The organism is Pseudomonas sp. BTN1, assembly GCF_001907715.1.
In the GTDB taxonomy this organism is placed as follows: Bacteria; Pseudomonadota; Gammaproteobacteria; order Pseudomonadales; family Pseudomonadaceae; genus Aquipseudomonas; species Aquipseudomonas paracarnis.
In genome coordinates, this window is the sequence record NZ_MPBM01000029.1 from 81,914 (window position 1) to 98,525 (window position 16,612).

A 16,612-nucleotide genomic window follows, 5' to 3' on the forward strand; every position below is an offset into this window, starting at 1 on the left:
GGGCTTTTTCGTGGGTGTTGCTTACAGCGCCAGATCAGACGCCGGCTTGCTTGGCTCAGCCGCAGGCTTGGCAGCCTCGGTAGCCTGTGGAGCAGCCAGTTGCGGGATCGCTGGCGGTGGTGTCAGTTGCAGCACACCGGCAGTGTAGGCCCATTCCTTGGCAACAGCTTCAGGGCTGTCGTTCAGCTTGGTGCCGTAGCTTGGCACGATCTGGTGCAGTTTTTCCTGCCAGGCCGGGCTGGCTACTTTGTCCTTGAACACCTTTTGCAGCACGGTCAGCATGATCGGAGCCGCGGTGGACGCGCCTGGCGATGCACCTAGCAGGCCGGCAATGGAGTTGTCGGCAGAGCTGACCACTTCGGTACCCAGCTTCAGCACGCCGCCTTGCTCTTCATCACGCTTGATGATCTGCACGCGCTGGCCGGCTTGCCACAGGCGCCAGTCGGACTGCTTGGCGTTCGGGAAGTACTCTTGCAGCGCCTTGAAGCGGTCATCATCAGACAGCATCAGTTGGCCGGCGAGGTACTCGACCAGTGGGTATTCACGAATACCGACTTTGGTCATCGGCCAGATGTTGTGGGTGGTGGTGCTGGTCAGCAGGTCCAGGTACGAGCCTTCCTTCAGGAACTTGGTCGAGAAGGTCGCGAATGGGCCAAACAGAATCACGCGCTTGCCATCCAGCACACGGGTGTCCAGGTGCGGAACCGACATCGGTGGCGAACCTACCGAAGCCTTGCCGTAGGCCTTGGCCAGGTGCTGCTCGGCGATGGTCGGGTTCTCGGTCACCAGGAACGAACCACCCACCGGGAAGCCTGCGTATTCCTTGGCTTCAGGAATGCCCGACTTCTGCAGCAGGTGCAGGGCACCGCCGCCGGCGCCGATGAACACGAACTTGGCGTCGGTTTCAGTCTTGGTGCCGTCTTTGAGGTTTTTGTAGCTCACACGCCACGAACCGTCGTCGTTGCGGGTGATGTCCTGCACTTCGCTCGACAGCTTCAAGTCAAACTTCGGCGTGGTTTGCAGGTGAGCGACGAACTGGCGGGTGATCTCGCCGAAGTTTACGTCGGTACCGATCGGGCTCCAGGTGGCCGCGATTTTCTGGCTCGGGTCACGCCCTTCCATCATCAACGGAACCCACTTGGCGATTTGCGCCGGGTCTTCGGAGTACTGCATGCCGGCGAACAGCGGGCTGGCCTTCAGGGCTTCGTAGCGTTTTTTCAGGAACTTGATGTTGTCATCGCCCCACACAAAACTCATGTGCGGAGTGGAGTTGATGAACGAACGCGGGTTCTTCAACACGCCCTGCTGAACCTGCCAGGACCAGAACTGACGGGAGATCTGGAACGCTTCGTTGATCTCGACCGCTTTCGGGATCTCAACGTTGCCGTTCTTGTCTTCCGGGGTGTAGTTCAGCTCAGCCAGGGCCGAGTGACCGGTACCGGCGTTGTTCCAGCCGTTGGAGCTTTCTTCGGCCACGCCATCGAGGCGCTCGACCATCTCCATCGACCAATCCGGTTCCAGCTCATTGAGCCAGACACCCAGGGTTGCACTCATGATGCCGCCGCCGATCAGCAGCACATCGACTTTCTTTGCCTCTTCCGCGTGAACGGACGTGATCCCCATCGACAAAGCCAGCCCCAGCAGGGCAGTGTTTACTTTTTTAAACATCAGTAGCACCTATGATAAAACGCCATCCGCCCTACCGCCCCCGATCATGAGTAACCCTCGTTCACGCTACGTCAGGCAACGTACCGCGGGGTCTGCACAGTCACATAAAGGCTGCAGGGTGGGCACACAAGGCCGATGGATCGACCTCACTGTTATGTCCCTTCTGCGCTGACTTCTTATCATTATTGGCTTCAGCTACCTGGGCGACAGCCAACCGCTGGGACGTATACGGGTGTACGCACCAGGGAAAGACTAGCCCAAGACGGCGCGCAGAATATCACGCTAAACAGCGTTTATGCGCCGTTTGGCCAATTGACAGGCCTAAATCGCGGGTTTTAATGCGCCCCTGTCAAGCCTGGCAGCCGCGACCTGCGGTCACAGGCGTGGAACTCTGCCGAAAATGGCGGTTCTAGACACCTTCGTCGCGGCTTGCGTAGCATCGGCGACTGTCCTTCGTGCACACCTTTCACACAGAGTTACCCATGACTATCCAGCAAACACCCGGGCAGGTACTGCCCGCGCGCAGCGCCGCCAAAATGGAAGCGGCCATGGCCGTGGGCGCCTTCGCGATCGGCACCGGCGAATTCGCCATCATGGGCCTGATGCCCGACATCGCCCAGAACCTGGGCCTGAGCGAACCCCAGGTGGGCCACGCCATCAGCGCCTACGCCCTGGGCGTGATGGTCGGCGCCCCACTGCTGGCTATCCTCGGCGCCAAGCTGCTGCGCAAGCACATGCTGCTGTTGCTGATGGGCCTGTACGCCCTGGGCAACTTCGCCACCGCCTTCACCCCGACCTTCGGCTCGCTGGTGGCCTTCCGCTTTATCAGCGGCCTGCCCCACGGCGCCTACTTCGGCATCGCCGCCGTGGTCGCCTCCAGCATGGTGCCCACCGACAAACGCGCCGGCGCCGTAGCCCGCGTGATGATGGGCCTGACCCTGGCCATGCTGCTGGGCAACCCCATTGCCACCTTCCTCGGCCAACACCTGGGCTGGCGCTCGGCGTTCGCCCTGGTCAGCGTGATCGCCCTGCTCACCATCGCCCTGGTCTGGCAATTCGTGCCCCACCGCCACGACGAACAACGCAGCGACCCACGCAAAGAACTGCGCGCCTTCACCAAACCCCAGGTATGGATGGCCCTGTCCATCGGCGCGATTGGCTTTGCCGGGATGTTCTGCGTATTCAGCTACCTGGCGCCGACCATGCTGGAAGTGACCAAGGTCTCGCCGCAATGGATCCCCTTCGGCCTCGCCGCCTTTGGCGTGGGCGGCATCATCGGCAACATCGCCGGTGGCAAGCTGTTTGATCGCATGCAGTTTCGGGCGGTGGGTTTGATATTGGTATGGTCGATGGCCGTGCTGCTGTTCTTCCCCTTCGCCGCGGCATCGCTGTGGGGCGTGCTGCTGAGCATGGGGTTGGTGGGCACCATGGTCGCGTTGGCGGCACCGTTGCAGATTCGCCTGATGGACATTGCCCACGAAGCACCGAGCCTCGCGGCAGCATCCAACCATGCGGCGTTCAACCTGGCAAATGCGCTGGGGCCGTGGTTTGGGGGGATGGCGATTACAGCTGGCCTCGGCTGGACCAGCACCGGCTACATCGGCGCCGCGACAGCGCTGGTGGGCCTGGGCCTCTACCTGATCGCCCGGCGTATGAAAGGCGGCCATTAACGGCGCGCCTAATACCGATCAGCTACGCGAACACAATTTCCACACAACGAAGATCCAATGTGTGGAGCTTGCCTACGAAAGCATTGGTTCAGTTATAGATCCAGTGACTGACACGCCGCCTTCGCGAGCAAGCCCTCTCCCACAGGGATCCGAGCCGGGCGCTGATTCTGCGAGCGATACATGGCCAATGTGGGAGCTGGCTTGCCTGCGATAGCGGTATATCAGTAACAGATGAGTTAACTGACCCACCGCCATCGCAGCGTCAATATCTACACAACTTCGGCACGACGCTGCAACTGTGGCGAGGGAGCCTGCTCCCGTGAAGACCTGACAGCCGACGCTTATCTCCCTGACTCCCACACTCCAACTGTGGGAGCGGGCTTGCTCGCGAAGACGGCCCGACAGCCGACGAAAATGCGGGATCAGACCGCGTACCTATCCGTTACTCAGGCAACGGCTACTTAGCGTTCCACCCCAACGGCTGCTCACTTTGCAAGGCAGCAAAGCAAGCGAAACACTCTCGTCCCACCACCCCATCAATCATCATGCAACAACCCCGAACCATACTCCCCATAACTACTCCCCAACCCACTGCCACCAAAATTCATCTTGGCGGCTTTGCTGGGGCTGTGGGCCCCAAACGCCTGGCATCCGCCTGAAAAGCACGGGTCACTGTTCACGCTCGATGAAGATGAACAAGCGCTCAACAGCAACGTGCCGGTGATCATCACAAGTTTGACGAGGTTCGAGATCATGGTTTCAGTTCCCTATGGGCTGGAGGCGCTGGGGTCCTCTCTCGCAGGGAATCGTAGACCTCAACGGCGCAGGGAATTATGAAACTTTGCTGGAAGACAGCATAAGTTCAGGTTGCCGCCTTAGGGCAAGGCGGCAGGGTTGGTTGTCAGGCTTTAACTGAGGCGGTTCCAGGCGCAACCTGCTCCTGGGCTCGGTCAACGAGCAGCGAACTCAACTCGATTAACTGCTGAATGCCCAAGGCGATGGCGCGCTGAGAGTCGTCGAGGTCGAACGCCAAGGTGGCGGCCATTTCGTTGGCGGATGCGAGGTTTTCGGCGGCGTTGGCCAGGAGGGTTTCGGGGTCGATGGTTGGGTTTACGAGGAATAGGTTGTTGCTTGGGAGTTCAACAGGCGCAGCGTCGTCGGATGGGGGCAAGTGATGATGGATTGCTCGCTGGGCTGCGGCTTGAAGCTTGGGATCAGAGGATGCAGCGTTTGAAGCATAAGGCGGATTAGGTGTGACCTTGTACATGGCGAAGCTCCTTAACTATTCAGGAACTACCAGTCTCACTTCCACATGAGAGGTGGCAGCTGTACGCAGGTGTGGAAGACCAGGGCTAAGGACCCGGCGCACCGAAGTGCCCCGCGCACAGCCGCCGAAACACATGATACAGACGTTAAAAAACGCCGGTAGGTGTTTATGACGATTGCGTCTTAGCTCGGTACGGACTTCCACATCCGACCGCTGATTTTCCAGCGGTTTAGGGAGGTTAGCCAGAGGAGGTCTGAGGGGCAAGCCGAGAAAAGTGTGGGAAGTTTCCCGCTGGGTTTTGGATCAGAGATGAAGGTATGGTGGTCTGACTCCGAAGCGCGACCAATACCTATTATTTGCTGAAAGGAAGCCTAGACTTTTAATACACAGTGGAAGCGAACAACTCCCCATTGAACATTCAAGACAATTACCTAAGCAAGCTCCCAAGGTTTATCATTTCGGCCATCGACTGGCTTCAACACCCCATCCTTTCTCATCGCCATTGCCGTCCACCGAACGTCGTACTGCCAAGTATAGAGAAGCGAGCCGGACCGCTTTATATCAGACTCATAATGATCCCATATATATTTGGCGACATCCCTCGGCCAGCCAACCCCACCCATGGATTTCAACGCGGTAACAACCCAAGGTTTCATATCCTCTCTTGTAATCATAAATACCTGTTCAAATTTACCGAGATATCGTATCAGACCACCATAACCGGTTTTGAGTTGGTATAGGAAAAGCAAACGATTCACTCCCAGACACACCTCACCACGACCTGTCGATTCAACCCACCGCTCCAAGGCGTAAGATGCCCCAAAACCTTCTTTCATCGAGGCTGCCATGACTGGAATATCCCTAAACCTGCCGGAAGACTTATCCAATTCTCTCGCCGACCTAGCAAAAACCAACGGTCAGACAGCAAGCTACCTAGCAATGGACGTTCTTCGCGACTACATCGAGCACAAAAAAACGCTGACCGCCCAAATTGAGCTGGCAGTAAAGGAAGCCGGCCAAGGCAAATTCGCCACCAATGACCAAGTAGCAGCCATACGCGCTAGGCGCTGGAGCATGAATCCGGGTTGAGTGGCTTGAAAAAGCATTCAAAAATCTGGAAGACGAAGCGAAATAGCTCTCGAAAATCCAAAGGAAAAGGGGGACGGAAAAGGAAGACAGATTTGTTTAATATTAGGGTCTCGCGCCACCCGATCATCACCCAGCCCCTCCGACCCATTCCTGATAAACTGCCCACCCTTCGCATTCTCCATCCAAGACTCCAATGCCTTCAGCCATAGCTCCACCGCAAGCCCTCTCCCGCCGCTTCTCCGTCGCCCCCATGATGGACTGGACCGACCGCCACTGCCGGTTCTTCCTGCGCCTGCTCTCCAAACACGCCCTGCTCTACACCGAGATGGTCACTACCGGCGCGATCCTCCACGGCGACCACGACCGCTTCCTGTGCCACAACGAAGCCGAGCACCCGCTGGCGCTCCAGTTGGGCGGCAGTGTCCCGGCTGATCTGGCCGCCTGCGCCCGAATGGCCGAGGCCGCCGGTTACGACGAGGTGAACCTGAACGTCGGTTGCCCCAGCGACCGGGTGCAGAACAATATGATCGGCGCGATCCTCATGGCGCACCCTGCCCTGGTGGCGGACTGTGTGAAGGCCATGCGCGATGCGGTGTCGATTCCGGTGACGGTGAAGCACCGTATCGGTATCAATGGCCGGGACAGTTATGCCGAGCTGTGTGATTTCGTCGGGACGGTAAAGGACGCCGGTTGCACCAGTTTTACCGTGCATGCGCGGATTGCGATTCTGGAGGGGTTGTCGCCCAAGGAGAACCGGGACATTCCGCCGTTGCGTTATGACGTGGCGGCGCAGTTGAAGCGGGATTTTCCGGAGTTGGAGATTAATCTCAACGGTGGGATCAAGACGTTGGAGCAGTGCCAGGAACATTTGCAGACGTTTGATGGGGTGATGTTGGGGCGGGAGGCTTATCACAATCCGTATTTGCTGGCCGAGGTGGATCAGCAGTTGTTTGGTAGCACCGCGCCTGTGATCACCCGCGCTGAGGCGTTGGCGCAGTTGCGTCCGTATATAGCCGAGCACTTGGCATCAGGTGGCTCGATGCATCACATCACGCGCCATGTTCTGGGGCTGGGGACCGGTTTCCCGGGGGCGCGCAAGTTTCGGCAGTTGTTGTCGGTGGATATTCATAAGGCGAGTGATCCGTTGGCGTTGCTGGATCAGGCGGGGGAATTGTTGGAGGGGCGGTGACGGGTTGGGTGTCAGTGGGGGTATTGGGGGCTGACAGGCTGCTTTCGCGAGCAAGCCCACTCCCACAGTTTTGAGCGATGTGTGTCAGGTGAATATCATTGGCTGGGCTGGCGTCATCGCAGGCAAGCCAGCTCCCACAGTTTGACTGATGGGGGTCAGGTGAATATCAGTGGCTGGACTGGCGTCATGCAGGCAAGCCAGCTCCCCACAGTTTGACTGATAGGGGTCAGATGAATCTCAGTGGCTGGGCTGGCGTCATCGCAGGCAAGCCAGCTCCCACAGTTTGACCGATGAGGGCTAGGTGAATCTCAGTGGCTGGGCTGGCGTCATGCAGGCAAGTTGGCTCCCACAGTTTGATCGGAGGGCATCGAGCAGTTGGGGGGAACCTGTCGGCGATTCTGGCCTCCTAGTTAGCACCACGGCCGGTAATTCAAACGGCTGTTTCCAGGTTATTGCCCTCGCAAACGACCTAACGCATTTGCGCCCTTGAGCGCCTGCCAGCGCTCGGGTAATGTCATCAGACCCACAGGACAGAGCACGCCCATGACTTCCAAGCTGGAACAACTCAAGCAATTCACCACCGTCGTAGCCGATACCGGCGATTTCTCCACGCTCGCCAAGCTCAAGCCGCAAGACGCGACCACCAACCCTTCCCTGCTGCTCAAGGCTGCGTCGATTCCTGGCTATGCCAAGCTGCTGGATGAGTGTGTGCAGGACTGCAACGGCGATGTGGGCCTGGCCAGTGACCGCTTTGCGGTGGCGGTGGGTCAAGAGATTCTCAAAGTCGTGCCGGGCCGTATTTCCACTGAGGTGGATGCGCGTCTGTCGTTCGACGAGGCCGCGATTCTCAAGCGTGCGCACCGTCTGATCGACCTGTACGACAAGGCTGGGGTTGGCCGTGACCGCGTGCTGATCAAGATCGCCTCCACCTGGGAAGGCATCCGCGCCGCCGAGAAGCTGGAAAAAGAAGGCATCCAGACCAACCTGACGCTGCTGTTCTCGTTTGCCCAGGCCGTGGCTTGTGCTGAAGCGGGTGTGTTTTTGATTTCGCCGTTCGTGGGCCGTATCTACGACTGGTACAAGAAGGCCAACGGCAACGACTACACCGGTTCCGATGACCCGGGCGTGCAGTCGGTGACGCGCATCTACAACTACTACAAGGCTAATGGCTACAAGACCGTGGTGATGGGTGCGAGCTTCCGTAACCTCAGCCAGATCGAAGAGCTGGCCGGGTGTGATCGCCTGACCATCAGCCCGGACCTGTTGGAGAAGCTGGCGGCGGATGAAGGCAAGCTGGAGCGCAAGTTGGCGCCAGGCCATGCCGGTGAGGCCCGTGTGCATATGACTGAAGCGCAGTTCCGTTGGGAGTCCAACGAGGACGCGATGGCGACTGAGAAGCTGGCGGAGGGCATTCGCCAGTTTGCTCGTGACCAGGAGAAGCTGGAGGCGTTGTTGTCGGCCAAGCTGTAAAGGCAGATAGCGGCAAAAAGGGCGGTACCTGTGAGGGTGCCGCCCTTTTTTGTGCGTCGGTGTCACCGCCGCCCTATGTGGGAGCTGGCTTGCCTGCGATAGCGGTGGGCCAGTCAACACTTCATCGACTGACCCTGCGCAATCGCAGGCAAGCCAGCTCCCACATTGGACTGTGTGTGTTTGAGCAGGGAAGCTGTTAGTGCCGCTCGAGTGCGTTGACGAGGTCGTGGAAGGCTTCGCGGTTGGACTCGTTGAGGCCCATCAGGATCTTGTGCGCTTCCAGCACCTTGACCCGTACGATCTCTTCGGACTGGTCCTGGGACGGCAGGTCGGTGAGGCATTCCGGGCACGGGATGGGGCGATCAACGATGTTGAACACCTGGTCAAAGCCCATGGACTGCAACAGACGAGTGATGTCTTCATGGGTGGTGACCACGGTCGGCAACAGGCCGACCTTCTGCCGCGACAGAATGGACAACTTGGCCAACAGGCCCAGGGTGGTGCTATCGATGCTGCGCGTTTCGGTCAGGTCGATCACGATCGCCGAGAAGTTCAGCGCGGTGAAGATCCGCTCGATCGTCGCATCCAGGGCCGAACACAAGGTCAGGCGCACTTCACCGACAAATTTCAGGACGAAGGTCCCGTCTTGCTCGGCGAATTGGATTCTTCCGGTACTCATCAAAGATTCCTGCTCAACACCAATAGGGCGATATCATCCGGCATCTCCCCTAGCGTGGCCAATCCAAAAACCTGCCGCAGGCCATCCAGGCTGCCGCCCGCCGACTTGACCTTTTGGGGCAAGGCGGCTTCTTTCTCTTTGAGTGTAGGCTCTGGCAAAAGGTCCAGGATGCCGTCGGACATCAGCGTCAGGCTGAAAGTCGGCGGCAGTTCCAGGATGTGGTCTTCGTAGGTGGCTTCGTTAAACAAGCCTACGGGCAGGCCACGCCCTTCCAGGTAGCGCACACTGTCAGGAGTGTACAAAACAGGCATCGGCAGGTGACCGCCAATGCTGTAGGTCAAAAGACCGGTTTCTTCGTCGATCACGCCGCCGACCATCGTCACGTGCTTGCCCAGCTTGCAGCTGATCAGGCCCCGGTTGATGTGGCCCAGCACCTCGGAGGGGGTGAACTCCGGCAAGGTGCCATTGCGCTTGGACTCGAACAACAGCCGTGTGGTCATGAACTTCAACAACACGGTGACAAAAGCCGAAGACGCGCCGTGGCCGGAAACGTCGGCCAGGTAGAACGCAACGCGGCGCTCATCGACGCGGAAATAGTCGACAAAATCACCCGACAGGTACAACGACGGGATGATCTGGTGGGCAAACTTGAATTCGTCAATCGTCCAGGGGCTCACCGGCAGCATGTTCATCTGCACCTGGCGACCGGCGTTCTGGTCTTCCTGCAGCAGGTTCAGGCTGGCTTCGAGCTCGCGGTTGGCGGTCTCGAGCTTTTCGCGGTAGCGCTGGTTTTCCAAAAGCAGGCGTGCACGGTCCAGGGCGCGGCGCACCGAGTGCTCCAGCACGGCCAGGTCTTCCAGGGGCTTGATCAGGTAATCGGCAGCGCCCAGGCGCAGGGCTTCGACGGCGTCGTTCATGACACCGGCACCGGACACGACAATCACCGGCGTTTGCGGGGCAAGGTCGGTCACCTGGCGAATCAGCTCCAGGCCGCCCATCTGGGGCATGCGCAGGTCGCAGATCACAAGGTCGGGCTTGTCGCGCTCGAATACCTGGAGACCCTGTTGGCCATTACTGGCCTGCAGGACGCTGAAGCCACTGTCTTCCAAGTAGGCCGCGAGGCTCGCGCGCACTACTTCGTCGTCATCGATTATCAGCAGCGTGGCACTGGTTTTTTGCATGTGGGCAAACGGCGCCAGAATTAGGTTGGCGTAGGCGGCTCGGCAATGGCCGGGCTCACGTACTGGATTCGCTTTCTAGCCTCTCTGTCCTACAAAGCATTGGGATTTGGCCCATGCACAACGGTAAAGCAGAGGTGCCCTTCTAAGGCGCAGACGGTACTCCCATCCGTGAGGGGTTTCAAGCTCATGCCGATGGTCGCCGGGCGTCTTTACACCGCAAATCACCGGGAGTTATAAGAACCCTCACAACCACAACGCAAAGTAAGGATGGATGCTGTGAGCGAACACGAGCGCGACTACGCCGAAAAACGCGATTTCATCCGCATGCGAATAGATGCCGATGTGTCTTTGATCCATGCCGGGCAGGAGATTGCCGGTACCTGCGTGGACCTCTCCAGTTCCGGCATGCAAGTGCAGGCACCTCGCCAGTTCACGGTGGGTGACCTGCTGACCGTGCGCATTGATTCAGAACACGCTGCGCTCAGGGGTCTTGAAGCGGATACCGAGGTGGTGTGGACCAAGGCAGTAGGCGATGACCAGCATCTGGGCCTCAAGATTCTGAAAATGCGCTAACGCAACATCCAGCCCCTGCGCAAGGGTGACGCGGAGCGTCACGGGATGCGTTCCCACGCGGAACGTGGGGAACGATCAGCGCGCACAAAAAAGGCGACCTTACAAAGGTCGCCTTTTTCATTTCAAAACGTCACGGCTTAAAAGTCGTCAACGACCTTGCCGTCCTTGACCTTGAACTCGCGGTTCTGCAGGTAAGCGTTACGAATGAAGGTGTACTTGTCGCCGCTGATCAGCTTTTCGCTGTCGAGCAGGCTGGCGCGCACGTCGACGACGTTGAGGCCGAAGGTGCTGTTACGCCAGCCGATGTCGTTCATGTAGCGGTACGGTTGGGTGTAGCTGTCGACGTATTTGGACGGCGCATCACGCAAGGTGCTTGGGCCCAGCAACGGGATCATCACGTACGGGCCGCTGCCCACGCCCCAGTAGCCGAGGGTCTGGCCGAAGTCTTCATCGCTGCGCTGCAGCCCCATTTTGGTGCCGACGTCAATAAAGCCCAGAACGCCAAATGTGGTGTTGACCAACAAGCGGGCGGTGTCGACGCCTGCATTGTGCGGCTTGAGTTGCAGCACGTTGTTGGCCAGGTTGCCGACATCACCGATGTTGCGGAAGAAGTTGTGAACGCCGTCCTGCACAAATTGTGGGGTGACGAACTGATAGCCCTGGGCGATTGGCTTGAGGGCATAGGTGTCAACGGTGTCGTTGAAGGTGAAGATGGGGCGGTTGACGCTTTCCCACGGGTCATCTTCCGAGGCCGCTTGGGCAGCGAAAGGCGCCAACAGGATGGTGGCACACACCGATAGCTGAGCGAAGTACTGGCTCCAGCGCATAGCTTTTGCTCCTTGAATGGTCTGTCATGGGCGCTATGCCCTGAATAAGGCTGTCAGTATATGACGGAAGTGCCGATTTAGGCAGCTACCTAGAATCGTCTTAGGGAAAATGCACAAAATTCCTACAAATATCGACAGTGTCATCCCCTTGTCATGCCGCCCCGATAGCGTGGCAGCTATTTCAGGGACGTTCAGATGCCACACGCCGAGATTGCCGTCGCCGCCGCCCCCTCATTGACCGCCGTGTTATTTGGCCTGAGTGGCTGCCTGGTGGATTTTGGTTCCCTGGCGCGCACCGACTCACCTTGCGCCGACGCCGAGGCCACGCCAGGCGCGTTGAAAATCCTGCGCAGTCTCAAAGAACAAGGCGTGCCCTGCGCCTGGCTGGACGAACTGCCTCCCGCCGTGACCACGCCACTCTGCGCCGGCCTGCCTGGCTGGCTCAAGGCGGCCTCGCCCTCCTCCATTCGCTGGCCCGCGCCCCACGCTTGCTGGCAAGCCCTGATGGAGTTGAACATCGAACGCCTGGAAGGCTGCGTACTGGTCAGCGGCGAGCCGCGCCTGCTGCAATCGGGCCTGAATGCCGGTTTGTGGACCATCGGCCTGGCCTCCTGCGGTTCGCTCTGCGGCCTGTCGCCCCAGCAATGGCAGGCGCTGACCGAGCAGCAACGCGAACACAAGCGCGGCAAGGCCACGGTGGCGCTCTATGGCCTGGGTGTGCATTCGGTGATCGACCACCTCGGCGAACTCGGCACCTGCCTGGCCGACATCCGCCTGCGCCAGCTCAAGGGCGAGAAGCCCTGATCGAGATCATGCACAGTTGGCCGCAGTGGATTAATCTACAGGTCAGCCCGTAGACCTTTCACGGCGTGCCGCGGTCTATGCCAGTGCCTATCGATAAAAGGAAAGAACGTCATGCCTGATCGCGAGAAGTTACAACAGCAGGCCGATATTGTGCGTGAGCAACTGGAGAACCATCCCGAGTTGCCCGCCGAGAAACGTCAAGCATTGGAAGAGTTGATCGCCAAATTCGAAGTCCAGTTGGAAATGGAACCGGCCACCCAGACGCCCAGCATCGCTGACGATGTGAACCGGGCAGTGGAAGGTTTTGAACTGGACCATCCAGGCATTGCCGGGACGTTGCGCAATATCGTGCTGACCCTTGGCAATATCGGCATCTAACCCGAGCCCAAGCCAAACACAAAACCAAATGTGGGAGCTGGCTTGCCTGCGATAGCGGTGTATCAGTCACTTGATGAATGACTGAAAGATCGCAATCGCAGGCAAGCCAGCTCCCACAGTTTTTTGTATGAAGGCTTACTGACGCGCCAGGCGCACGTTCAGGAACTGGGTGTTCTCAGTGCTGCGGTAAGGATTGATATCCAACCCACCCCGACGCACATAGCGTGCATACACCGTCAACTTCTCCGGCTTGAGCAAGCGCTGCAAGTCCAGGAAGATCCGCTCCACACACTGCTCATGAAAGTCCGAGTGCTGGCGAAAACTGACGATATATTCCAGCAGGCTGGCGTGATTCAGCGCCGCACCACGGTATTCCACCACCACACTGCCCCAGTCAGGCTGGCTGGTCACCGGGCAGTTGGATTTGAGCAGGTGGCTGTGCACGCTCTCCTCCACCACGCGCGAATCATCGCAACGCAGCAGTTCCGGGCGCGGGTGTTCGTAGCTGCTGACGTTGATATCCAGGCCGTCAATGCACACGCCCGGCAACGCCATCACGCCTTCTGCCTCGATGTCGGCCAGGCTGCGAATGCGCACGTTCACGGGCTTGCCGGCCGCAGCGCTGAGGTCGGTGCGCAGGGTGGCTTCAAGGCTTTGCGTATCGGCAAACGCGGTCTGGTTCAGCGAGTTGAGGTACAGCTTGAACGACTTGGACTCGATGATGTTTGGCGAGTCGGCCGGAATGCTGAATTCACCGATGGCTACCACCGGCTTGCCCGAGGGCAACAGCCAGGACAGTTCGAAGCAGTTCCAGAAATCCACGCCCTTGTACGGCAGGGTCTCGGCGCTCAGGCCCAGCTCGGCCCACTTGGCGGCGCGTGGAATCGGGAACAACAACGAAGGCGTGTAAGTGCTGATGTATTCACTGGACTTGCCCAGCGGCGAATGTTCGGCTGCGGGATGCATGGCGGAAACCTGGCTAAATAAACCGCGCCAGTCTACCAGCCTTTGCTCCCGCCCTTAACAAACGCCTCACTCAACGGTCAGTTTGCCGACCATGCCCGCCTGGTAATGCCCAGGCAGGTTGCAGGCGAACTCAAGGCCTGTGGCCTGCTTGAACGTCCAGGTCAGTTCGGCCGTCTTGCCCGGCTCCACCAACACACTGTTGGGATCGTCGTGCTTCATGCCGCCCATGTCGCCGTGGCCCATGGCGCTGTGATCCATCTTGCCCATGCCGGTGGCGGTGAGCATGCCACTGGCTTGCATCTGCAACATCTCTTTCTGGTGGGCGGCATGCATGGCCGCGTCACCCAGGTTGAACTCATGCAGCAACTGGCCTTTGTTGACCAGCACGAAGCGCACGGTTTCACCGGCCTTGACGTCCAGGGATTTGGGCTCAAAGGCAATGTCCCGCAGCGTGACTTCAACGGTGCGCGTGGCTTTATCCGCCGGGGCCGGCTGGCCGAACGCGTAGGTGTGAGTCGCATCCGCCAGTGCATTGAAACTCAACGCCAACAGGCAGCCCGCCAATAACTGGGGTGTACGCAACGCCATCTTTCACTCTCCAAAATAGGTATCCAGCGTGGGCAACACTTTAAGATGGCCTCGCTGCCAGCCAGCTGACTGCTAGATTACAACTTTGTCAGCTTGCGCCCATACCCCGGAGCCCAGGGTATAAAGGCCGGCGTCCACCTTGACCAAGAGCCCTACATGAAACTGCTGATCGTCGAAGACCAACCCAAAACCGGTCATTACCTGCGTCAGGGCCTGGCCGAAGCGGGCTTTACCACCGAACTGGTGGCCGACGGCACCAGTGGCCAGCACTTGGCGCTAACGGGCGACTATGACTTGTTGATCCTCGATGTGATGCTGCCCGGCCGCGATGGCTGGCAAATCCTGCAGGCGGTGCGCAGTGCCGGCCTGGACATCCCGGTGCTGTTCCTCACCGCTCGCGATGCCGTAGAAGACCGCGTACATGGCCTGGAGCTGGGCGCCGACGATTACCTGGTCAAACCCTTCGCGTTTTCCGAACTGCTGGCGCGGGTGCGCACCTTGTTGCGCCGTGGCAGCAGCATGCCGCAGGAGACCACGCTGCAACTGGCCGACCTGAGCCTGGACTTGATCCGCCGCCGTGTCGAGCGCAGCGGCCAGCGCATCGACCTCACCGCCAAGGAGTTCGCCTTGCTGGAGCTGCTGCTACGCCGCCAGGGCGAAGTGCTGCCCAAGACGCTGATCGCCTCCCAGGTGTGGGACATGAATTTCGACAGCGACACCAACATCATCGAAGTCGCCATTCGCCGCCTGCGCCTGAAAGTCGACGACAATTTCCCCAATAAGCTGATCCACACCGTGCGCGGCATGGGTTACGTGTTGGAGGAACGGTTCACGTGATCAAGCGCCTGTCCCTGACCAGCCGCCTGGCGCTGCTGTTTGCCGCCTGCACGGCTGTGGTCTCGTTGATCGCCGGGGTGTTGTTCAACCGGGCCAGCGAGGCGCATTTCATGGAGCTGGACCAGCAACAGCTCGAAAGCAAACTGGTGGCCCTGCGCAGCACCTTGCAGGGTGTCGCCTCACCGGAAGACCTCGCCCGGCGAACCCCTCAACTGCGCGCCGAACTCGATCACCAGCCCGACCTCGCCTTGCGCATCACCGGAGCTGGGCAACGTTGGCTGGACGGCGCGCCACACCTTCCCTTGCCCCAAGCACCCGGCCTGCACAGCCTGCAATACGCAGGCACCGACTATCGCGTATTCATCGCGCCCTTGACGCCCAGCCAACTGGATTCGCCACAACTGACCCTGATCCTCGACATCACCCACCACCAGCACTTTCTGCAACGCATGCAACGCTTGATCTGGCTGACCGTCGGCCTCTCGGCCCTGGCCACTGCCCTGCTCGGCGCCTGGGCTGCGCGCAGTGGCTTGCGACCGCTGCGGCGCATGGGCGAAGTGGCCGCCAGCGTCTCCGCCCACTCCCTCACGCAACGCTTACCCCAAGAACAAATGCCGGTGGAGCTCGCGGAACTGGCCCAAGCCGTCAACGCCATGCTGGCGCGCCTGGATGACGCGTTCCAGCGCCTGTCTGCCTTCAGCGCAGATATCGCCCACGAACTGCGCACACCGCTGTCCAACCTGCTGACCCAGACCCAAGTCACCCTCACCCAACCGCGCCCACTGGAGGATTACCGCGAGGCGCTGCACAGCAATCTGGAAGAGCTGCAATGGATGGCGCAACTGGTCAACGACATGCTGTACCTGGCCAAAGCTGACCACGGCTTGCTGATGCCCAGCCGAGAAGCTCTGGATTTGGGCGATGAGGTCGACGCACTGTTGGAGTTCTTTACCCTGCTGGCGGAGGACGCACAGGTGACGCTGGTGCGCGAAGGCACCGCCCAGACGATGGGCGATCGCGGTATGTTGCGCCGGGCCTTGTCGAATCTGCTGGATAACGCGCTGCGGTTTGCCCAACCGGGCGGTGAAGTGCGGGTGCGGATCGAGAGTGGCGTGACACTGACGGTTGAGAACAACGGGGAAGGTATTCCTGCGCCGTTATTGCCGCGGCTGTTTGACCGGTTCTACCGAGCCGATCCGTCGAGGCGTGCAGGTAGCAGTGAACATGCGGGCCTGGGGTTGGCGATTACCCAGTCGATTGTGCGGGCGCATGGCGGGAGGATTTATTGTGAGTCGCAGGCGGGCTGGACCAGGTTTGTGATTGAGTTGCCCAAGGGCGACTGCTGATCGTTCCCACGCTTTGCTGATCGTTCCCACGCTCTGCGTGGGAATGCATTCCGGGACGCTGTGCGTCCCAACAGCGGACG

General features: G+C 59.5%; 18 protein-coding genes. 9 read left to right on the forward strand and 9 right to left on the reverse strand.

The window, feature by feature from the left end:
- Positions 1-21: 21 nt before the first annotated feature.
- Complete coding sequence (gene mqo, locus BMH52_RS15570) at positions 22-1,668, reverse strand: malate dehydrogenase (quinone) (RefSeq protein ID WP_072434393.1); 1,647 nt, start codon at positions 1,666-1,668, stop codon at positions 22-24.
- 482 nt (positions 1,669-2,150) lie between these two features.
- Between mqo and BMH52_RS15575 the strand changes: the two genes are divergently transcribed.
- Complete coding sequence (locus tag BMH52_RS15575) at positions 2,151-3,338, forward strand: MFS transporter (RefSeq protein WP_003189713.1); 1,188 nt, start codon at positions 2,151-2,153, stop codon at positions 3,336-3,338.
- Positions 3,339-3,874: 536 nt separating this feature from the next.
- Here BMH52_RS15575 and BMH52_RS15580 read toward each other — a convergent pair.
- From BMH52_RS15580 to BMH52_RS29405, 3 genes are all read right to left on the reverse strand, one after another.
- Positions 3,875-4,093 (reverse strand): hypothetical protein, encoded by a 219-nt coding sequence (locus BMH52_RS15580; protein WP_073844228.1) that lies wholly within the window; start codon positions 4,091-4,093, stop codon positions 3,875-3,877.
- A 146-nt stretch (positions 4,094-4,239) separates the two neighbouring features.
- Positions 4,240-4,605: a DUF6124 family protein gene (locus tag BMH52_RS15585; protein WP_073844230.1), complete on the reverse strand. Its 366-nt coding sequence runs from the start codon at positions 4,603-4,605 to the stop codon at positions 4,240-4,242.
- Positions 4,606-5,036: 431 nt separating this feature from the next.
- Entirely contained in the window at positions 5,037-5,453 is a 417-nt protein-coding gene (locus tag BMH52_RS29405) for a hypothetical protein (protein WP_196770410.1), read from the reverse strand.
- Here BMH52_RS29405 and BMH52_RS15595 point away from each other — a divergent pair.
- The 3 genes from BMH52_RS15595 to tal all read left to right on the forward strand — a co-directional run bounded on the left by BMH52_RS15595 (position 5,452) and on the right by tal (position 8,353).
- Entirely contained in the window at positions 5,452-5,694 is a 243-nt protein-coding gene (locus BMH52_RS15595) for a CopG family ribbon-helix-helix protein (RefSeq protein WP_038449478.1), read from the forward strand. The genes BMH52_RS29405 and BMH52_RS15595 overlap by 2 nt on opposite strands.
- Positions 5,695-5,887: 193 nt before the next feature.
- Positions 5,888-6,883, forward strand: coding sequence for a tRNA dihydrouridine(20/20a) synthase DusA (dusA, locus tag BMH52_RS15600; RefSeq protein ID WP_073844232.1), 996 nt, complete (start codon positions 5,888-5,890; stop codon positions 6,881-6,883).
- Between the two features lie 543 nt (positions 6,884-7,426).
- Positions 7,427-8,353 carry a transaldolase gene (gene tal, locus BMH52_RS15605; RefSeq protein ID WP_019818234.1) on the forward strand — a complete coding sequence of 309 codons (927 nt, stop codon included), beginning with the start codon at positions 7,427-7,429 and terminating at the stop codon, positions 8,351-8,353.
- A 196-nt stretch (positions 8,354-8,549) separates the two neighbouring features.
- Here tal and rssC read toward each other — a convergent pair whose 3' ends face one another.
- A complete protein-coding gene (rssC, locus tag BMH52_RS15610) occupies positions 8,550-9,032 on the reverse strand; it encodes an anti-sigma factor antagonist RssC (protein ID WP_010212025.1) in 483 nt (160 codons plus the stop codon).
- Entirely contained in the window at positions 9,032-10,213 is a 1,182-nt protein-coding gene (gene rssB / locus BMH52_RS15615) for a two-component system response regulator RssB (RefSeq protein WP_014717527.1), read from the reverse strand. Before rssB ends, rssC begins: the two co-directional genes overlap by 1 nt.
- Positions 10,214-10,489: 276 nt before the next feature.
- On the opposite strand from rssB, the gene BMH52_RS15625 reads away from it, so the two are divergent.
- Positions 10,490-10,786, forward strand: a complete 297-nt coding sequence (locus BMH52_RS15625; protein ID WP_003189689.1) for a PilZ domain-containing protein — start codon at positions 10,490-10,492, stop codon at positions 10,784-10,786.
- Positions 10,787-10,923: 137 nt separating this feature from the next.
- On the opposite strand, the gene BMH52_RS15630 is transcribed toward BMH52_RS15625, so the two are convergent.
- Complete coding sequence (locus BMH52_RS15630; RefSeq protein ID WP_003189688.1) at positions 10,924-11,613, reverse strand: VacJ family lipoprotein; 690 nt, start codon at positions 11,611-11,613, stop codon at positions 10,924-10,926.
- 195 nt (positions 11,614-11,808) lie between these two features.
- Here BMH52_RS15630 and BMH52_RS15635 point away from each other — a divergent pair, with 195 nt between their 5' ends.
- Positions 11,809-12,417 carry a hypothetical protein gene (locus BMH52_RS15635; protein ID WP_003189687.1) on the forward strand — a complete coding sequence of 203 codons (609 nt, stop codon included), beginning with the start codon at positions 11,809-11,811 and terminating at the stop codon, positions 12,415-12,417.
- Between the two features lie 111 nt (positions 12,418-12,528).
- A complete protein-coding gene (locus BMH52_RS15640) occupies positions 12,529-12,795 on the forward strand; it encodes a DUF4404 family protein (protein WP_014717525.1) in 267 nt (88 codons plus the stop codon).
- A gap of 135 nt (positions 12,796-12,930) precedes the next feature.
- On the opposite strand, the gene queF is transcribed toward BMH52_RS15640, so the two are convergent.
- Together queF and BMH52_RS15650 are read right to left on the reverse strand one after the other, a co-directional pair.
- Positions 12,931-13,761: an NADPH-dependent 7-cyano-7-deazaguanine reductase QueF gene (gene queF / locus BMH52_RS15645; RefSeq protein ID WP_014717524.1), complete on the reverse strand. Its 831-nt coding sequence runs from the start codon at positions 13,759-13,761 to the stop codon at positions 12,931-12,933.
- A 66-nt stretch (positions 13,762-13,827) separates the two neighbouring features.
- The gene (locus tag BMH52_RS15650; protein WP_003189683.1) at positions 13,828-14,349 is read right to left on the reverse strand and encodes a plastocyanin/azurin family copper-binding protein; all 522 of its coding nucleotides are present in this window, start codon (positions 14,347-14,349) and stop codon (positions 13,828-13,830) included.
- A 156-nt stretch (positions 14,350-14,505) separates the two neighbouring features.
- On the opposite strand from BMH52_RS15650, the gene BMH52_RS15655 reads away from it, so the two are divergent.
- Together BMH52_RS15655 and BMH52_RS15660 are read left to right on the forward strand one after the other, a co-directional pair.
- The gene (locus BMH52_RS15655) at positions 14,506-15,186 is read left to right on the forward strand and encodes a heavy metal response regulator transcription factor (protein WP_019818238.1); all 681 of its coding nucleotides are present in this window, start codon (positions 14,506-14,508) and stop codon (positions 15,184-15,186) included.
- A complete protein-coding gene (locus BMH52_RS15660) occupies positions 15,183-16,532 on the forward strand; it encodes a heavy metal sensor histidine kinase (RefSeq protein ID WP_073844234.1) in 1,350 nt (449 codons plus the stop codon). The genes BMH52_RS15655 and BMH52_RS15660 overlap by 4 nt, the downstream gene beginning before the upstream one ends.
- Positions 16,533-16,612: the final 80 nt, after the last annotated feature.

Excerpts from the sequence above, each read along its gene's own strand:
- rssB (WP_014717527.1), bottom strand. The coding sequence starts at position 10,213 with ATGCAAAAAACCAGTGCCACGCTGCTGATAATCGATGACGACGAAGTA.
- BMH52_RS15640 (WP_014717525.1), top strand. The coding sequence starts at position 12,529 with ATGCCTGATCGCGAGAAGTTACAACAGCAGGCCGATATTGTGCGTGAG.
- BMH52_RS15585 (WP_073844230.1), bottom strand. The coding sequence starts at position 4,605 with ATGTACAAGGTCACACCTAATCCGCCTTATGCTTCAAACGCTGCATCC.
- BMH52_RS15635 (WP_003189687.1), top strand. The coding sequence starts at position 11,809 with ATGCCACACGCCGAGATTGCCGTCGCCGCCGCCCCCTCATTGACCGCC.
- BMH52_RS15580 (WP_073844228.1), bottom strand. The coding sequence starts at position 4,093 with ATGATCTCGAACCTCGTCAAACTTGTGATGATCACCGGCACGTTGCTG.
- queF (WP_014717524.1), bottom strand. The coding sequence starts at position 13,761 with ATGCATCCCGCAGCCGAACATTCGCCGCTGGGCAAGTCCAGTGAATAC.
- BMH52_RS15575 (WP_003189713.1), top strand. The coding sequence starts at position 2,151 with ATGACTATCCAGCAAACACCCGGGCAGGTACTGCCCGCGCGCAGCGCC.
- BMH52_RS15650 (WP_003189683.1), bottom strand. The coding sequence starts at position 14,349 with ATGGCGTTGCGTACACCCCAGTTATTGGCGGGCTGCCTGTTGGCGTTG.
- BMH52_RS15595 (WP_038449478.1), top strand. The coding sequence starts at position 5,452 with ATGACTGGAATATCCCTAAACCTGCCGGAAGACTTATCCAATTCTCTC.
- dusA (WP_073844232.1), top strand. The coding sequence starts at position 5,888 with ATGCCTTCAGCCATAGCTCCACCGCAAGCCCTCTCCCGCCGCTTCTCC.
- BMH52_RS29405 (WP_196770410.1), bottom strand. The coding sequence starts at position 5,453 with ATGGCAGCCTCGATGAAAGAAGGTTTTGGGGCATCTTACGCCTTGGAG.
- BMH52_RS15655 (WP_019818238.1), top strand. The coding sequence starts at position 14,506 with ATGAAACTGCTGATCGTCGAAGACCAACCCAAAACCGGTCATTACCTG.
- tal (WP_019818234.1), top strand. The coding sequence starts at position 7,427 with ATGACTTCCAAGCTGGAACAACTCAAGCAATTCACCACCGTCGTAGCC.
- BMH52_RS15630 (WP_003189688.1), bottom strand. The coding sequence starts at position 11,613 with ATGCGCTGGAGCCAGTACTTCGCTCAGCTATCGGTGTGTGCCACCATC.
- rssC (WP_010212025.1), bottom strand. The coding sequence starts at position 9,032 with ATGAGTACCGGAAGAATCCAATTCGCCGAGCAAGACGGGACCTTCGTC.
- mqo (WP_072434393.1), bottom strand. The coding sequence starts at position 1,668 with ATGTTTAAAAAAGTAAACACTGCCCTGCTGGGGCTGGCTTTGTCGATG.